14 protein-coding genes are annotated in these 15,163 nt (G+C 48.3%); 7 read left to right on the top strand and 7 right to left on the bottom strand.

The genetic code is table 11. The features are described from left to right. The first annotated feature begins 65 nt into the window (after window positions 1-65). The 3 genes from treS to LEPBO_RS0125200 are packed head-to-tail and all read left to right on the top strand — an operon-like array spanning window position 66 to window position 4,075. A complete protein-coding gene (treS, locus tag LEPBO_RS0125210; RefSeq protein ID WP_017290370.1) occupies window positions 66-3,284 on the top strand; it encodes a maltose alpha-D-glucosyltransferase in 3,219 nt (1,072 codons plus the stop codon). Between the two features lie 51 nt (window positions 3,285-3,335). Then, window positions 3,336-3,755: a XisH family protein gene (locus LEPBO_RS0125205; RefSeq protein ID WP_017290369.1), complete on the top strand. Its 420-nt coding sequence runs from the start codon at window positions 3,336-3,338 to the stop codon at window positions 3,753-3,755. Next, window positions 3,743-4,075, top strand: a complete 333-nt coding sequence (locus tag LEPBO_RS0125200; protein WP_017290368.1) for a XisI protein — start codon at window positions 3,743-3,745, stop codon at window positions 4,073-4,075. Before LEPBO_RS0125205 ends, LEPBO_RS0125200 begins: the two co-directional genes overlap by 13 nt. Window positions 4,076-4,131: 56 nt before the next feature. On the opposite strand, the gene LEPBO_RS0125195 is transcribed toward LEPBO_RS0125200, so the two are convergent. After that, window positions 4,132-5,118: an energy-coupling factor transporter transmembrane component T family protein gene (locus tag LEPBO_RS0125195; RefSeq protein ID WP_017290367.1), complete on the bottom strand. Its 987-nt coding sequence runs from the start codon at window positions 5,116-5,118 to the stop codon at window positions 4,132-4,134. Window positions 5,119-5,134: 16 nt separating this feature from the next. Then, a complete protein-coding gene (gene der / locus LEPBO_RS0125190; RefSeq protein ID WP_017290366.1) occupies window positions 5,135-6,499 on the bottom strand; it encodes a ribosome biogenesis GTPase Der in 1,365 nt (454 codons plus the stop codon). A 255-nt stretch (window positions 6,500-6,754) separates the two neighbouring features. On the opposite strand from der, the gene LEPBO_RS0125185 reads away from it, so the two are divergent. Continuing rightward, on the top strand, window positions 6,755-7,975 hold the full coding sequence (locus LEPBO_RS0125185; protein ID WP_017290365.1) for a saccharopine dehydrogenase family protein: 1,221 nt from the start codon (window positions 6,755-6,757) through the stop codon (window positions 7,973-7,975). A 148-nt stretch (window positions 7,976-8,123) separates the two neighbouring features. Here the strand turns inward: LEPBO_RS0125185 and LEPBO_RS0125180 are convergent, their stop codons facing one another. After that, window positions 8,124-8,558: a DUF6006 family protein gene (locus tag LEPBO_RS0125180; RefSeq protein WP_017290364.1), complete on the bottom strand. Its 435-nt coding sequence runs from the start codon at window positions 8,556-8,558 to the stop codon at window positions 8,124-8,126. Window positions 8,559-8,660: 102 nt separating this feature from the next. After that, on the bottom strand, window positions 8,661-9,029 hold the full coding sequence (locus LEPBO_RS38230) for a fibronectin type III domain-containing protein (RefSeq protein WP_051077824.1): 369 nt from the start codon (window positions 9,027-9,029) through the stop codon (window positions 8,661-8,663). Window positions 9,030-9,360: 331 nt separating this feature from the next. Here LEPBO_RS38230 and LEPBO_RS0125170 point away from each other — a divergent pair, with 331 nt between their 5' ends. Beyond that, entirely contained in the window at window positions 9,361-10,590 is a 1,230-nt protein-coding gene (locus tag LEPBO_RS0125170; RefSeq protein ID WP_144056268.1) for a DUF4336 domain-containing protein, read from the top strand. Window positions 10,591-10,643: 53 nt separating this feature from the next. Continuing rightward, on the top strand, window positions 10,644-10,997 hold the full coding sequence (locus LEPBO_RS0125165) for an MFS transporter (RefSeq protein WP_017290361.1): 354 nt from the start codon (window positions 10,644-10,646) through the stop codon (window positions 10,995-10,997). A gap of 167 nt (window positions 10,998-11,164) precedes the next feature. On the opposite strand, the gene LEPBO_RS0125160 is transcribed toward LEPBO_RS0125165, so the two are convergent. Further along, window positions 11,165-12,334: an IS701 family transposase gene (locus LEPBO_RS0125160; RefSeq protein WP_036045471.1), complete on the bottom strand. Its 1,170-nt coding sequence runs from the start codon at window positions 12,332-12,334 to the stop codon at window positions 11,165-11,167. Window positions 12,335-12,362: 28 nt separating this feature from the next. Between LEPBO_RS0125160 and LEPBO_RS0125155 the strand changes: the two genes are divergently transcribed. After that, complete coding sequence (locus tag LEPBO_RS0125155) at window positions 12,363-13,400, top strand: MFS transporter (protein WP_315881774.1); 1,038 nt, start codon at window positions 12,363-12,365, stop codon at window positions 13,398-13,400. Window positions 13,401-13,417: 17 nt separating this feature from the next. Here LEPBO_RS0125155 and LEPBO_RS0125150 read toward each other — a convergent pair whose 3' ends face one another. Next, window positions 13,418-14,203, bottom strand: a complete 786-nt coding sequence (locus tag LEPBO_RS0125150; protein WP_017290359.1) for an isoprenyl transferase — start codon at window positions 14,201-14,203, stop codon at window positions 13,418-13,420. A gap of 12 nt (window positions 14,204-14,215) precedes the next feature. Then, complete coding sequence (locus LEPBO_RS0125145; RefSeq protein ID WP_017290358.1) at window positions 14,216-15,148, bottom strand: ferritin-like domain-containing protein; 933 nt, start codon at window positions 15,146-15,148, stop codon at window positions 14,216-14,218. Window positions 15,149-15,163: the final 15 nt, after the last annotated feature.

Below are 15,163 nucleotides of genomic sequence, written 5' to 3'. Positions count from 1 at the left end.
AGGATGAAGACAGTGACCGACAAAACCGACTAGCTTTATACGATAAAGTTTAGGCAACTTTGACGATGATGCAGTTCTCCACACTCAATTACGATCCGCAATGGTACAAAGACGCAATCATCTACGAAGTTCCCGTCCGCGCTTTTTCAGATAGTAATAATGATGGCATTGGAGATTTTGTCGGCTTAACTGGAAAGCTAGATTATCTCCAGAGTTTAGGAGTAACTGCGCTTTGGATACTGCCCTTCTTTCCTTCGCCTCTGCGAGATGATGGGTATGACATTTCGGACTATACGAGCGTCAATCCCATTTATGGCACGATCGAGGATTTTCAAGCGTTTCTAGAAGCGGCTCATGCGCGTGGAATTCGGGTGATCATCGAACTAATTATCAACCACACGTCTGATCAACATCCCTGGTTTCAAAGGGCGCGACGTGCGCCTGTCGGTTCACCCGAACGAGATTTTTATGTATGGAGCGATACCCCAGATAAGTACCAGGAAGCTCGAATTATTTTTCAAGATTTCGAGACTTCTAACTGGACATGGGATTCCGTCGCAAACGCCTACTTTTGGCATCGCTTCTACTCTCACCAGCCTGATTTGAACTATGACAATCTGGCTGTTCAGCAAGCCGTTTTTGAGGTGCTCGATTTCTGGCTGGCGATGGGCGTAGATGGCTTGCGCATGGATGCTGTACCTTACTTATACGAACGAGAAGGAACCAACTGCGAGAATCTCCCTGAAACCCATGCTTTCTTGAAGAAGCTACGCAAGCATGTGGAATCGAACTATCCAGAGTGCATGTTGCTTGCAGAAGCCAATCAGTGGGCTGAAGATGCTGCTGCCTACTATGGCGATGGCGATGAATGTCATATGAACTTTCATTTTCCATTGATGCCGCGCTTGTTTATGTCTGTGCGAATGGAAGATAGCTTTCCGATCAATGACATTCTGCAACAGACTCCACCAATTCCTGAAAACTGTCAGTGGGGCATTTTCTTGCGGAATCATGATGAACTGACGCTGGAAATGGTGACGGATGAAGATCGAGATTATATGTATCGGGTCTATGCTCAAGACAAAGAGATGCGGGTGAATTTGGGAATTCGGCGGAGATTAGCACCATTACTCGGTAACGATCGACGACAGATCGAACTGCTCAACAGTCTCTTACTGACTTTTCCGGGTACACCTGTGCTGTACTATGGCGATGAGATTGGTATGGGGGACAATGTGTATGTGGGCGATCGCAATGGGGTGAGAACTCCGATGCAGTGGAGTGACGATCGCAATGCCGGATTCAGTCGCGCGAATCCTCATAAACTATACTTACCAATCATTGTGGATTCTGAGTACAACTATACGACGGTGAATGTTGAAGCTCAGCGATCGAATCCGAACTCTCTGCTCAGTGCAATGCGCCGCCTCATTGCAACTCGTAAGCGCTTTCAGGCATTCGGACGGGGTGACTTTCAACTGTTACACCCAGAAAATCGCAAAGTTCTAGCTTTCACTCGCACGTATAAAGATGAATGTATTCTGGTTGTGGCAAATCTGTCACGATTTGTGCAAACGGTTGAGCTAGATCTCTCTGCTTTCTCAGGTTCGATTCCAGTGGAAGTGTTTGGACGGACTGAGTTTCCAGCGGTGAAAGAGGCTCCTTACTTCTTGAGCTTAGGAGCTTACGCTTTCTACTGGTTCAGTCTAAAGCCTGTTGATTCTTCAACTCAAACAGAACTTCCCACAATTAGAAGCACCTGGGAGACATTGCTGGCTCGTTCTAGTAGCAGAGCAAAGCTAGAAAATATTCTAGTTGATCACTTTAAACAATATCGTTGGTTCAAGGCGAGAACGCAATCGGTTCAATCGGCTCAAATTATTGAAATGATTCCGATCTCCCCTGAGGTTCAACTCATTTGGCTGCAAGTAAGCTACATTCAAGAGCAACCCGAAACGTATGTGATGTTTATTGCGCATGGCGATCGCGAACTCGATGCTTCTGTGATTGCTCAGCTTGAGGAGGGTGTTTTATTTGAGGCGGTGACTGATCCAACTTTTCTGACTATCTTACTCAGTCTCTTGCGACATGGTGTGCAAGCAACGGGAGAGTTTGGACAACTGAAGTCAACGACTGTCAATCTTCCCAATTCTTTTGAAGCTTGTTTACTTAAAGGCGAGCATAACAATACTTCGATTCTCTACGGCGAATCTGTCAAAACTGGGGCAGAAGCTGAACTTCTTCTAAAAATATTCCGTCACGTTGAAGAGGGGATGAATCCGGATCTCGAAATCCGTCGATTTCTCGATTCAAAGTTCAACCATATTCCCCGAATTCTAGGCTCGATCGAGTATCAAATTCCTGGACGCGCTCCGATGACGATCGCGGTTCTTCAAGAGTTCATTGCAGGAGCGCAAAGCACTTGGGACTATACTCTCGACAGTCTTCGCACCTACTTCGAGTCGCTGAACAATCATGAAGTTCCTGAAGTTGCGACGCTAGAGGATATTCCTGATTTTATTCAAACTGCGATCGGAACTTATCTCGCGAATATTCAACTCCTAGGACAACGAACTGCTGAATTGCATCTTGCATTAGCTACTGAGTCTGAACATCCTGACTTCAAGCCAGAACCTTTTACGTCGTTGTATCAGCGATCGATTTACCAATACGCTCGCAATCTCACAGGACGAGTCTTTTTAGCACTCAGAAACCAACTTCATCACATTGCTGATCCGTTACTAGCGCGCGATGTTTTAGAACTATACGAGCCTTGTCTAGAACAGTTTCGCGGCATTTTAGATCAGAAGATTACAGCTTTGCGGACTCGATATCATGGCGACTATCATCTGGGTCAAGCGCTCTATACGGGCAAAGACTTTGTTCTGATCGATTTCGAGGGGAATTCGTTGCGGAGCTTAAGCGATCGACGAATTAAACGTTCTCCGCTCAGAGATGCTGCGGGGATGATGCAATCGTTTCATGTTGCGGCTGAAATTGCTTTAGCCAATGAGATCAGCACGGCTGAGCATTCACCGAGCCAACTCAAGAAGATGAAACAAGGGGCACAGCATTGGAAGTATTGGGCAGGCGGAACTTTCCTCAAGTCATATTTTGAGACGGCACAGTCGGGGAAATTTTTACCTCAAAGCAGTGATGAATTAAAGCGATTGCTCAATCACTATTTACTAGAAAAAGCGATCGCATCTTTAGGTAAAGAATTAAATGAGCGATCGGACAAAATCGAAATCGCTCTCCTCCGAATCCTTGAACTGTTGAATTAATCTCAGTTCAAGTGATTTTGATACAATTAGACCAGTATCAAAAGAAAAAGGATGTCTGCCAGAGATCGATATCACAATGCTGTAAAGGTCGCTCTCCTTAAAGAGCAGTGGACAATTACAGATGATCCACTCAGATTAAAATTTGAAGACAAGGATGAAGTTAGGATTGACTTAGGTGCGGAACAGCTTCTTGCAGCACAGAAAGGAACTCAGAAAATCGCAGTTGAGATCAAGAGCTTTTTGAGTGAGTCAGCACTTTTTGATTATCATGCGGCATTAGGGCAGTTTCTCAATTATCGATTAGTACTGGAAACGTTGGAGCCTGAGCGAGTACTTTACTTGGCAGTTCCCCTAAAAGCATATGAAGAGTTTTTTCAACGTCCTTTAGCGATCGCTTCGGTACAAAAGTATGCAGTTAAATTATTGATATATGACGTGCTGACAGAGGTGATTGTGCAATGGAGAAATTAGAACAGTATCGGCAAGCAATTCGGTCATTACTCAAAGAGTATGCCACTAATGAAAATCAAGATGATTTAGAGACTCAAGTCATTTTTGATCAAGAGCATGATCATTATCAGTTGGTAAGTTTAGGCTGGCAGGGACAGCGACGATTTTATAGCTGTCTAATGCACTTAGATATCAAGGGTGGAAAGATCTGGATTCAACGTAATCAAACCGATCGATTAATTGCTCAAGAACTCGTAGAGATGGGCGTGCCAAGAGAGGATATCGTCCTGGGGTTACAGCCTGCTTATGCTAGACCTGACACAGGTTATGGAGTCGCTTAAATCTTTTGGAGTTCGCTTCAGTCAAGAATGATTTTATACTTCATCATCCTGAAACTTCACCCGATCGCTAATCTCGCCACCCAAAATCCACCTAGCAACACCAGCGCCACCCAATCAAATCGCTTCAAAACCAAATGATGCCACTGCACCCGATGCTGATTTGGGCTAGTAAATCCTCTCACCTTCATTGCATTTGCCATCTGTTCCGCCCGCAGCAGCAAATTCTGCAACAACCGCTCCGCCACCGACAAACACACCTGCGCCGTCCGCTTAAAGCCCAATTTCTTCCAGTTAATCGCTCGGGTTCGCACCGATCGCACTAAATTCTGAAATTCCTCTAGCACCAACGGAATGAACCGCAAAGATAATGTCAATGTCAATGCAACCTCGGTCACGGGCAGATTAAACCGTCGCAACGGACGCATCAAATCCTCCAAACCTGCGGTCACTTCCTCTGGAGCAGTCGTCAGCAAAAATAAATTCGTACTATAAATCAGCGTAAACAGCAGAGTACTGACTCGAATTGCCAAATCCAGCGATCGCCGAGTCACCCGAATTGGACCGCGTTGAAATACGACATACCGATAATCTGTCGGCTGCTTTAATTCCGGTCGTCTCTGGCTTTTCGCAAACTCTTCTTGCGCCTTCGGAGTCGGCTGAAACGGGTTAAACCAGGGCTTTTGCGGTGCGGGTTCCGGTATCGTCGCAGGCTGTTGCACAAACGCCAATTCATTCTCCGGCAATCTCGGTCGCGGTTCCACACTCAACCCATCCGGAGCGATCGCCACTAGCGAGAACACATACAGCGCCAAAGCCAGCAACCATCCCATCTGCTGCCGCCATACGCGCATCGGAATCTGCGCTACCACCGTCAGCAGAATCAGCACGACCACGATCGCCAATCGCCATTCCGCTGTCGCCAAAATTGGAGCTGCCAAAAAACTCATCAACCAGGCAATTTTTACCCGGGGATCGAGTCGGTGCATCCAGGTAATAGGCTGCTCCAAATACAGCCCGATTGGCAACGATCGCAGTAAATCCATGCTTTAGACCACCGTCTTAAACTTTGGTTGCACGATTCGGGCTATTTCCCCGTTCCACTTCCCGCAGTTTCTTACCTCGCCATAATAGCCGCAACGGAGTGCCTTGGAACCCTAACGATTCGCGGAATTTACGATCGATATAACGCCGATAGTTGTCGTTAAATAAATGCGGATCGTTGACAAATAGCGCGATCGTTGGAGGCGCAGAGCTGACCTGCGTACCGTAGTAGATCTTCCCTTGTCGCCCTTGGCGAGTCGTGGGCGGTGTATGCCAGGAGAGCGCATCTTCTAGCACTTCATTAATCACAGAAGTCGAAATGCGTCGCTTATGCTGCTCAGCAGCGCGATCGACGAGTTCAAAAATCTTTTCGACCCGCTGCCCGGTTTTCGCACTGATAAAAATGCTTTCCGCCCATTCGACGAAATGCAAGCGATCGCGAATTTGCTGATCGTATTCATAAATCGTGTGCGAGTCTTTCTCGATCGCATCCCACTTATTCACAATTACGACGCAGGCACGCCCTTCATCATCAATCCGCCCTGCCAATTTCTGATCCTGCTCGGTCACGCCATCCAAAGCATCAATGACGAGCAACACGACATCAGATCGATCAATTGCCTTAAATGCCCGATTGATCCCGAAAAATTCCGGGCCATATTCGACATTCTTCTTCTTACGAATCCCGGCTGTATCAATCAATCGATACATCTTGTCATCGCGTTCCACGAGCATGTCGATCGCATCTCGTGTCGTGCCAGAAATCGGACTGACAATCGAGCGATTCTCACCGACAAACGCATTCAAAAGACTGGATTTACCAACATTCGGACGACCCGCGATCGCAACTTTAATTTCAGGACTTTCCTCGATCTCATCAGTCGGTGGAAAATGTTCAACCACCCGATCGAGCAAATCCCCTGTGCCGCTGCCATGAATGCTGGAAACTGCGAAAGGCTCACCCAGTCCTAACTCCCAAAACTCTGCTGCCTGCACTAATCCTTGATCCACGGACTCGCACTTATTCACAGCGATCAGGACTGGAACAGGTTGCTGTCTCAACCATCGAGCAATTTCTTCATCTGCCTGGGTCAATCCCGCCTGCCCATCGACGACGAAAATCGCTGCTTTCGATTCTGCAAGTGCCGCCATGGCTTGCTCTCGAATCAAGGGCAAAAATTCAGTGTCGTCATCAAACACTAATCCACCTGTATCGACCACCTGAAATTCTCGATCGCGCCAAAATGCCCTTTTGTAAGTGCGATCGCGGGTCACTCCAGGCTGGTCAAAGACGATCGCATCCTGTACCTGAGCTAAGCGGTTTACCAGGGTAGACTTACCCACATTCGGACGACCAATAATGGCAACGATCGGCAATGACATAATGTTTGAAATGGAATTGATTCAAGGCAGCATATCATTGTAGCGCGATCGTTTCGAGATTTGGTTTGATACGATTTGAAATTGTCTGTTAAGGAAAGCCGAATTCTTGGGATGGACATCGACGCACGCATTAAGATCAGTTTCAGATTGGCAATCTGTCGCGATCGAACTGAGACTTTGTACCTATGACACAGTCTTAGTTCGATTGCTTATGATTCAGTGAGCAATTTTATAAATTGATAGAGTTTTGCGCCTATGTCTGAACGGTCTTATGATGTCATTCTCTACGGTGCTAGCGGTTTCGTCGGCAAACAGACTGTGCAGTATTTTGCGAAACATGCCGCATCTCAGACCGTACGATGGGCGATCGCAGGACGAAATCGGCAAAAGTTAGAAGCAGTTCGGGATCAAGTCGGGGTGAATGTCGATGTACTGGTTGCTGATAGTCGGGATCAGCAGGCGATCGATGCGATCGTGGCTCAAACCAGAGTGATTCTCACCACAGCAGGCCCATTTGCACTTTATGGCGATGCAATAGTCGATGCCTGTATACGATACAAAACGCATTATGTAGACATCACAGGAGAAACGCCTTGGGTAAGAACGTTAATCGATCGCTATCATTCTCAAGCTGCCCTCGACGGAACTCGCATTATTCCCTGCTGTGGCTTTGATTCGGTTCCATCGGACTTAGGCGCTTACTTGATTGTTCGCTATCTGCAACAAGAATTCCAGCTCTCTTGTCAGCAAGTGAAGGCTTATTTTCAAGCGGCGGGCGGTTTTAATGGGGGCACTTTGGCATCGGCATTCAATCTCTACGATTCAAAAGGATTGGCGCAGATGAATCGCCCTTTTTTGCTGAATCCATCCGCAAATCAGTCTCCCACCCAAATTGAGCGCAGCCATGACCCGCAAGTGCCCTTCTTTGATGCTGACCTGAAAACTTGGGTAGCACCTTTCTTCATGGGTGTAGTCAACACTCGCATTGTGCGCCGCAGTGCTGGACTGTATGAAGACTGGCAGGAGTCATATGGTGCAGAGTTTAGCTATCAAGAGTATCTGAAGTTTAACGAGCCACTGTCTGCTTTTGGACTGACGGCAGCACTGGGATTGATGGTCGGAGTGCTCCAACAACCACAATTGCGATCGCTGATAAAACCCATCTTGCCGCAACCTGGTAGTGGTCCATCTGAGCAAACCATGAATGATGGCTGGTTCTCGTGTGAATTAATTGGAACTGCGAGCGACGGGCGAAAGGTACAAGCCACGATTCGAGATCAGGGCGATCCGGGCAATCGTGCAACGGTCAAATTCGTCTGCGAGTCTGCCTTGTGTCTAGCACTTCAAGCAGATGAACTCCCAGGAGGTTCAGCAAGAGGAGGAATTCTCACACCCGCAACTGGACTGGGCGAAGTTTTAGCAGAACGCTTACGAGGTGCGGGGATGACAGTGGACGTATACTTGTCATCCAATTGACTAGGCTTGCAAGACAGGCGTTTGGGGAGCGGAAATGCCAGCACAAGAACAGCGGTGGAATCAATTCTGCGAGATTTCCTGCTAAAGTCTATTCAACTCGATTCGCCTGCGTCTCAAACCTTCGCCCAACAAGTAAATTGATGAGCTTCTACCGTTTCTGACATGATAAGGGATAGCGATTCCCGCGCCACGTTGTCCAACCTGTTGCCGATCGCGTTTGCGGATCGTAGCGAAGGAACCAATTATCCTGCTCTTTCCCTTGATATCGAATGCCAAAATCATTGCCGCGACTGTAGCGCTTTGCTAAAGGAACCCAAGCACTCCCACTGTCGCTAAACCACCCGACCACTTTTACTCCCGAAGTCGTGGAGCAGACTCCGCCTTGGCAATGTGTGTTTGGAGCATCTACTACTTTCCATTGCATTTGGGCAGGTCGTCCATCAATTCGACAGTTCCATTTACCGAAGTACCATTCAGAAACAACTTGGCTGGCATGAGCCGTTCCAACAGTCAGCAAAACAGTAAACGGTAAGAGAGCAACACCAAGCGTGCGTTTTTGGAAAAGCTGATGTAGAGATTTCATAGTTTGGGGATGTTTGGGAATGTGTGTCAGTGGTTTCTACTCAACCAGTACGATTCAAATTTGGGAATTATGCAGCGATAATTTGCGATCGTACTGCAACGGTCATCTCGTCTCAACGGATTCCTGAACCCAAGGTGAGCAGGTCGAGCGAGCTAAAAAGCGTGAATTACAGCCTTGGACACTGATCGTATAGATTCGGTTGGGTCGAACATTCTTAAACGTGAAGCGTCCAGAACGGTTAACGACTTGTTTCTCACCGCCTCCCTTCACGCGGTAGCGAACATTGTAAAAGTCCCACCCCGAAATTCCGTCAAATCGGAAAATTACCTGATTCCCTGACTGATAACTTTCTGTGAAACAGGGTTGATCAACCGGGCAAAGCCGAGGGTTACTAGCCATGACAGTTTGGCTCGACGATAAACCTAAACCCATCAGCAGTGTCAACAGAGCACCAGCTTTCAACATTTTCATTTTCGTTCTCCTAAGTGAGTTGAGTGAGGCAGCTTTTCAGAATGCGTATCTAATGCTCTCTACGATTTATTTTTTGTCTTATGCAAGTGCGAGTTGAAATCGTCTGAAGCTCGATCGTCATCGCAAATTGTGTGGACGCAGGCTCCCATTGCGCTATCAGACTTGCCTCCTGCCCGTCTTTGCGAAGATGGCGAGGGATCTCCGCCACAAGGCACTATCTGCACGCTTTTCAAAAGAATCGCAAAGTTGTCTAAACTTTAGAGCTAAAGAAATTCAATTGCTGCGATCAGGGCAGTAAAAATAGAAAAGGAAGTGTTGCAGGAGCGATCGCATGATGCCCGGTCGGGGAGCCAAATCAAAAAAACTACTCCACCATTCACCACCGGATCAGCGCGACTGGTCTTGGTTCTTCTGGTTCACCTTGCCACTTTATCCCTACAGCAAACGCCGAACCATTTGTCGGGAAATTGTGGAGAACACAATCTGGAGCTTTGAACAACTTCATGGCATTCTCTACACGGTGACTCCGATTCGGATGACGGTCGTGCGTCTCGAAGCTGGAGGGTTACTCGTTTATGCGCCTGTTGCTCCCACGCCCGAATGTTTGCGTTTGGTCAAAGCCTTGGTCGCAGAGCACGGTGATGTGAAGTATATTCTGCTGCCGACCGCTTCAGGGCTAGAGCATAAAGTGTTTGTCGGCCCGTTTGCGCGGTGTTTTCCAACGGCTCAAGTGTTCGTTGCGCCGCACCAGTGGAGCTTTCCGGTAAATCTTCCCCTCAGTTGGCTAGGCTTTCCCAAGGATCGCACCCAGATTCTGCCGCAAGATAGCAAGCTTGCTCCGTTTGCTGACGAATTTGATTATGCAGTCCTCGATATTGATCTCGGTCGGGGATCGTTTGTAGAAGTAGCAGTACTGCACAAAGCATCACGATCGCTGTTGCTGACCGATACCCTTCTTTCAATCTCCGAAGACCCACCTACGATCGCGCAACTCGATCCCTATCCCTTACTCTTTCATGCCAGAGAAGATGCGGCGGAACCCATCGAAGATACTGAAGCGAATCGGTGCAAAGGATGGCAGCGCATTGCTTTATTTGCCGTGTATTTCCGTCCCGCAACACTCGAACCGATTGGACTCAAGCAGGCAGTTCGCGGGGCACTGAAAGCACCGAATCACACAAGAAAAGTCTATTTTGGGTTATTTCCCTGGCGATGGCAAGCCGATTGGCAGCGATCGTTTCAGGCACTCCGCGCCAACGGACGACCCTTTGTAGCTCCCATCTTACAGACGCTAATTTTGCCGCAAGCCCCGCAGCAGGTGATTGAGTGGGCAAATCAAATTGCTACTTGGGAGTTTTGCCAGATTATTCCTTGCCATTTTGATGCACCCATTGCAGCAACACCCTCTCAGTTCCGGCAAGCCTTCGCCTTTTTAGAGCCATCTGAAATCAATCTCGTGACGTTGCCTGAAACCGATGTTGCCTTCATTAAAAGCATTGAAACGAAGCTACTAGAGCTAGGAATTGCCACCCTGCCGCCAGAAAACGATATATCCTATTGAGAAACCTAGCTCCTGCTGGGCAACACAACTTCTAGTTTCTCGCGAGCTTTTTCATGCCCTCTACTCTAACGCTGCGGCAAACTCTCCTCTATAGTTGCACTTCGATCGGCATCAATTTGATCAATACCTCTGTTTCTACCTGGCTACTCTATTACTACGCGCCACCTGATACCGCAGGGGTGCAATATCTCTCAGTTGCAGTCGTCGGCACGTTGCTTGCGATCGGTCGAGTTTGGAATGCCATCATTGACCCTTGGATTGGACATTGGAGCGATGTCACCCGCAGTCGTTGGGGGCGACGTAAACCCTTTTTGATGGTTGGTAGCGTCATCACACTATTCTCGCTGCTGTTGCTTTGGATGCCTCCGACTGCACAGCCTAGTACTACAGTTGTAGATCTATCGTGATAAGTCTTGGGAATATATAGCCTGACGGCGTTTGTAGTGATGGAACTGTGCCACTGTTTGATGCTGTTGTCGCCACATCGACCAATGCAATCGAAACAACATCGACTGTTTGAGTTCCCAACCTAAATGCCAGATCAAGCGGCGAATCTCAGCAATTGAGTTTGGAATTACAGACCACGCTTGCGCTTGAATGCGGAGAACTGACGCGATAGATGCCCCCCTTTTTCTAATTCAGATGCATGTGAGCGGACTATCGTCAAAAACGCATGAGCGAGGCAAGATAAGGTGATATGACGATACCAGCCTTGCCAAGTTCTGACCTCATACTGGTCGAAGCCGACTTCCCCTTTGGCAGTTTGAAAGCACATTTCGATTGTCCAGCGCGTGCCTGCGATCTTGACGACGGCTTCGAGGGGAGTTTCCGTCGGAACAAATGCTAAGAAGTAGGCAACTTCATTGGGTTGGTCAACAGAACGGCGTGCCACCACCCAACGCTGCCAGTTTGGTCGCTCAGGATGCGGGATAGCAATCGCTGTCCAATCGAACCAGCGTTGTCCTTTTGCACCGCTGCCTGCACTCAGGCGTGACCAATCACTGGAGTCAAGTTCAGCAATAACTTGGTCAATCCGCTGTTTTTCCCACTTGAAACTGACCGAGTGATCACACGCGACCTCCAGCACATAGCGCACCTGATGTTGTTCCAACAAATCGCGCAAGTGGTAGTCACTGCCATACACACTATCCCCTGTCACCCAGCCCACGGGCACTTGTGCTTCAAACGTTCGCTCCAGCATCATACGTGCCAGTTTTGGCTTGGTAGCAAACTTGCGCTCCACGGGGATATGCGCCGCTCGACAACGTGCCGCGTCGTCTGTCCAACTTTTCGGCAAGTACAATTCTCGGTCAAGAAATGTATGTCCTTGACGAGTTGCATAGACTAGGAACACGCCAATCTGACAGTTCTCGACTCGTCCTGCGGTTCCAGAGTACTGCCGCTGTACCCCAACGGAATGCTTGCCTTTTTTGAGAAATCCGGTTTCATCAATCACAAGCACAGCTTCACGATCTCCCATCTGTTCCACCACATAGCTGCGAACATCATCCCGCAACTCATCTGCACTCCATTTTGACCGATTCAACAGATGTTGGATGCCATAAGGTGTCTCATCGCCACATTGCTCTGACAACTGCCAACCGTTCTTGCGCTCAATTGGACTCAGCAACCCTTGAACGTACTCCTGCATCCGTTGTCTGGCTTCGACTCGTCCGAACTGATACCCGACTCGCGCAATCAGTGCATCGAATTCACGCAGCCATGTCTGCACCTCAGTCCTCATTTGTAGCAATGCACCTGGATGACTCAGCATCGACCACCAGCCCCAAAATGTTCACGACATTTCTAGGGTTCCCAATATCTACAACTGTAGTACTAGTCTGCTGAATGCGATCTACTTTCTTACGATGACGATCGTCTTTTATACAGGGATTAGTCTAGTTGGTGTTCCGTACGATGGCAGCTTGGCTGAACTCGCAACAACGGCAGCGGAGCGGGTTCGTCTCAGTATGTGGAAGAACATTTTTGGGATTATTGGTGTGCTAGCGGGTGCAGTGATCGCAAGTGTGGTTTATGGTCGCTGGGGTGCAGTGGCAATGGGGGCGGTCATTGGAGTGATCGGGCTAGTGACGGCGGGACTCACGGTGCAGGTACTCCCAGAGCATCCAAAACACAATGCCACCGTGACGATGAGCTTTGGGCAAAGTCTTCGCGCAATGTTCCAAAATCGACCCTTTCTGATTCTCTGTAGCTCGACGATTCTAGTACAGACTGCGTATGCAATGTTGCTGTCGAATCTACCTTACTTTGTCACTCTGATTCTGCGGGAGCCAGAGGCAGCAGTAGGACGATATCAAGCGATCGTGGTCATTGCGATGCTGATTGCTGCGCCGATTTGGAATCGGTTGAGCCGAATTTACCGCGATCGCGCATTGCTGCAAGTCTCTCTGCTAGGGTTCGCACTCACCAGCGCATTACTGACCGGAGTAGGATGGTTTATCAATGTTTCCAGTACGCTCCAAGCTGCGATCGTCTTTGGTATTCTTGGACCTTTTTTGGGCGGATATTTTGTCTTAATTTACGCCATGATGGGAGATGTTGTAGAGCAGGATGCTAAGGTGACAGGACAGCGACGAGAAGCTTTTCATTACAGTATTTTCTCTTTCTCGATCGGGATGGGACTCTCGTTCTCAACTCTGATCATACCGCTCATTTTTTCTCAATATGGTTATTCTCTGGAGCATCCAACAGGGGTTCGGATTGTATTTCTGGTTGCTGCGGTGCTTGTGATGTTGAGTGTTGTGACCTTACGGGGCTACAGGTTGACAGAGGCTGATACGAAAAGGTGAGCATCAGCGATCGAACTTCAGTTTGATACCGCATTCACCAGGGTTTGCGGCACAGTCAAGGCAATCTTTCCAAATCGACGATCGCGGTTTTGATACTGTACTAAAGCATCATGCAGCATTGATCGATCGAAGTCGGGAAACAGCACATCAGTAAAATACAGTTCCGTGTAAGCCATTTGCCAGAGCAGATAGTTACTAAGCCGCATTTCGCCGCTCGTACGAATCAGTAAATCTGGATCAGGCATTCCTGCCGTGTAAAGCTGTTCCTCTAGTCGAGAAGCATCAATATCTGAAGCATCTAACGTTCCCTGCTGCACCTGTTGAGCAAGCTGACGACAGGCAGTCACCAGTTCGTGACGACTTCCATAATTGATTGCAACATTGAGATGAACCGCAGAATTACAAGCCGTTTCCTGTACAGTCCGTTGCATCTCCTGGCGGAGCGAGGCAGAAAGACTGGAGACATCCCCAATAAAGGTAATTTTGACTCCTTCGCGCTGCATTTCTGCCAGTTCATGACAGAGGAGTTGTTCAAACAAATTCATGAGGAACTGAACTTCTGAGCGGGGACGGTTCCAGTTTTCGGTAGAAAACGCATAAGCAGTCAGAGTGGGAATTCCCCAATCTTTGCAGCAGCGTAGTAGTTCTTTTAGAGCATTCGCTCCCTTACGGTGTCCAGCGAAGCGAGGCAACCCCCGTCGCGTTGCCCAACGCCCATTACCATCCATAATGATTGCAATATGGGAAGGCAGTCGTGTTGGATCTAAATTCTTAGGTAAGCTTGAAAAGTCTTGACTACTCATCGTTCAATCTCCCTAGTAACACGGGCTTTCACCCAGTACATCTTGCAAGAATGTGGGCGTGAGCGTTCGATTCCAACGACCCAAGAGATGGAGCGCTTGGAGGCAGGTCAATGCAAACGTCCATCGATTTTTCGCAGACCAAGTTTGCCAGGCTAGTACCTGAGTCATGCGATCGAGCGTACCGACTAAACTACTGCGATCGCGTTGATACGTCATTCGTCCTTTTGTGGTTTGAAGTAAACTCCATCCCACTCGCGGTAACGATGAGTTAGGATATGCCCAAACACCAAAGCCCCAAAACTTTGCCATATGGTTGATTTCGTCGAGTAGCAGTTCATGCAGTACAGCGTGTAAAGCTCCGGTCGTCTGTGCCATCAACCAAAGGTAAAGACACGCTGCCCCATACTCTGTTGCCACTCGATGCAATCCGTGACGGTAAAGCGCGATCGCGGGATCACTCACCGATTGATAAGCTCGAACCGTGTGAGGCTGGACAATCGGTTTTTCAGACGTAAGTTGCGTATAAACTTTCAGCAATGCAGGCGTGTGCTGCCGCTCTTCTTTTTCCCAAAGACCTGGTTCGAGCAATTTCCCGTCTGCCGACACAACTCCGCCCACAAAGCGAGCCATCCGAGCATCGATCGGTTCTAAATACTGGCGACTGGTTTGGGTGTAATCTCGAATCGGCGCTTCTGTGTTAATTGCACCCCTCAAAATTGACAGGAATACCTCAGGATCGATGCCAACAATTTGATTAACAGAGATCGCCTGCCAATCGATCGAATTCCAAGGGCGAGGTTGGGGCTGATGAAACTGATGGGGTAAGTCCTGAAGCCGATCGTTTAAGTGGGCGATCGAAAAATAATGATTGAGCAGTTCCCGTAAATGCGGCTGAAGATCAGAACTTGATGGAGTGTGATGCAGCAGTGGAGAATCAATTGTCATAAAGTAATTTTGTAG

Source organism: Leptolyngbya boryana PCC 6306 (assembly GCF_000353285.1).
Lineage (GTDB): Bacteria > Cyanobacteriota > Cyanobacteriia > Leptolyngbyales > Leptolyngbyaceae > Leptolyngbya > Leptolyngbya boryana.
Note: the sequence above shows the minus strand (reverse complement) of the source record. Positions and strands in the feature narration are given on the sequence as shown.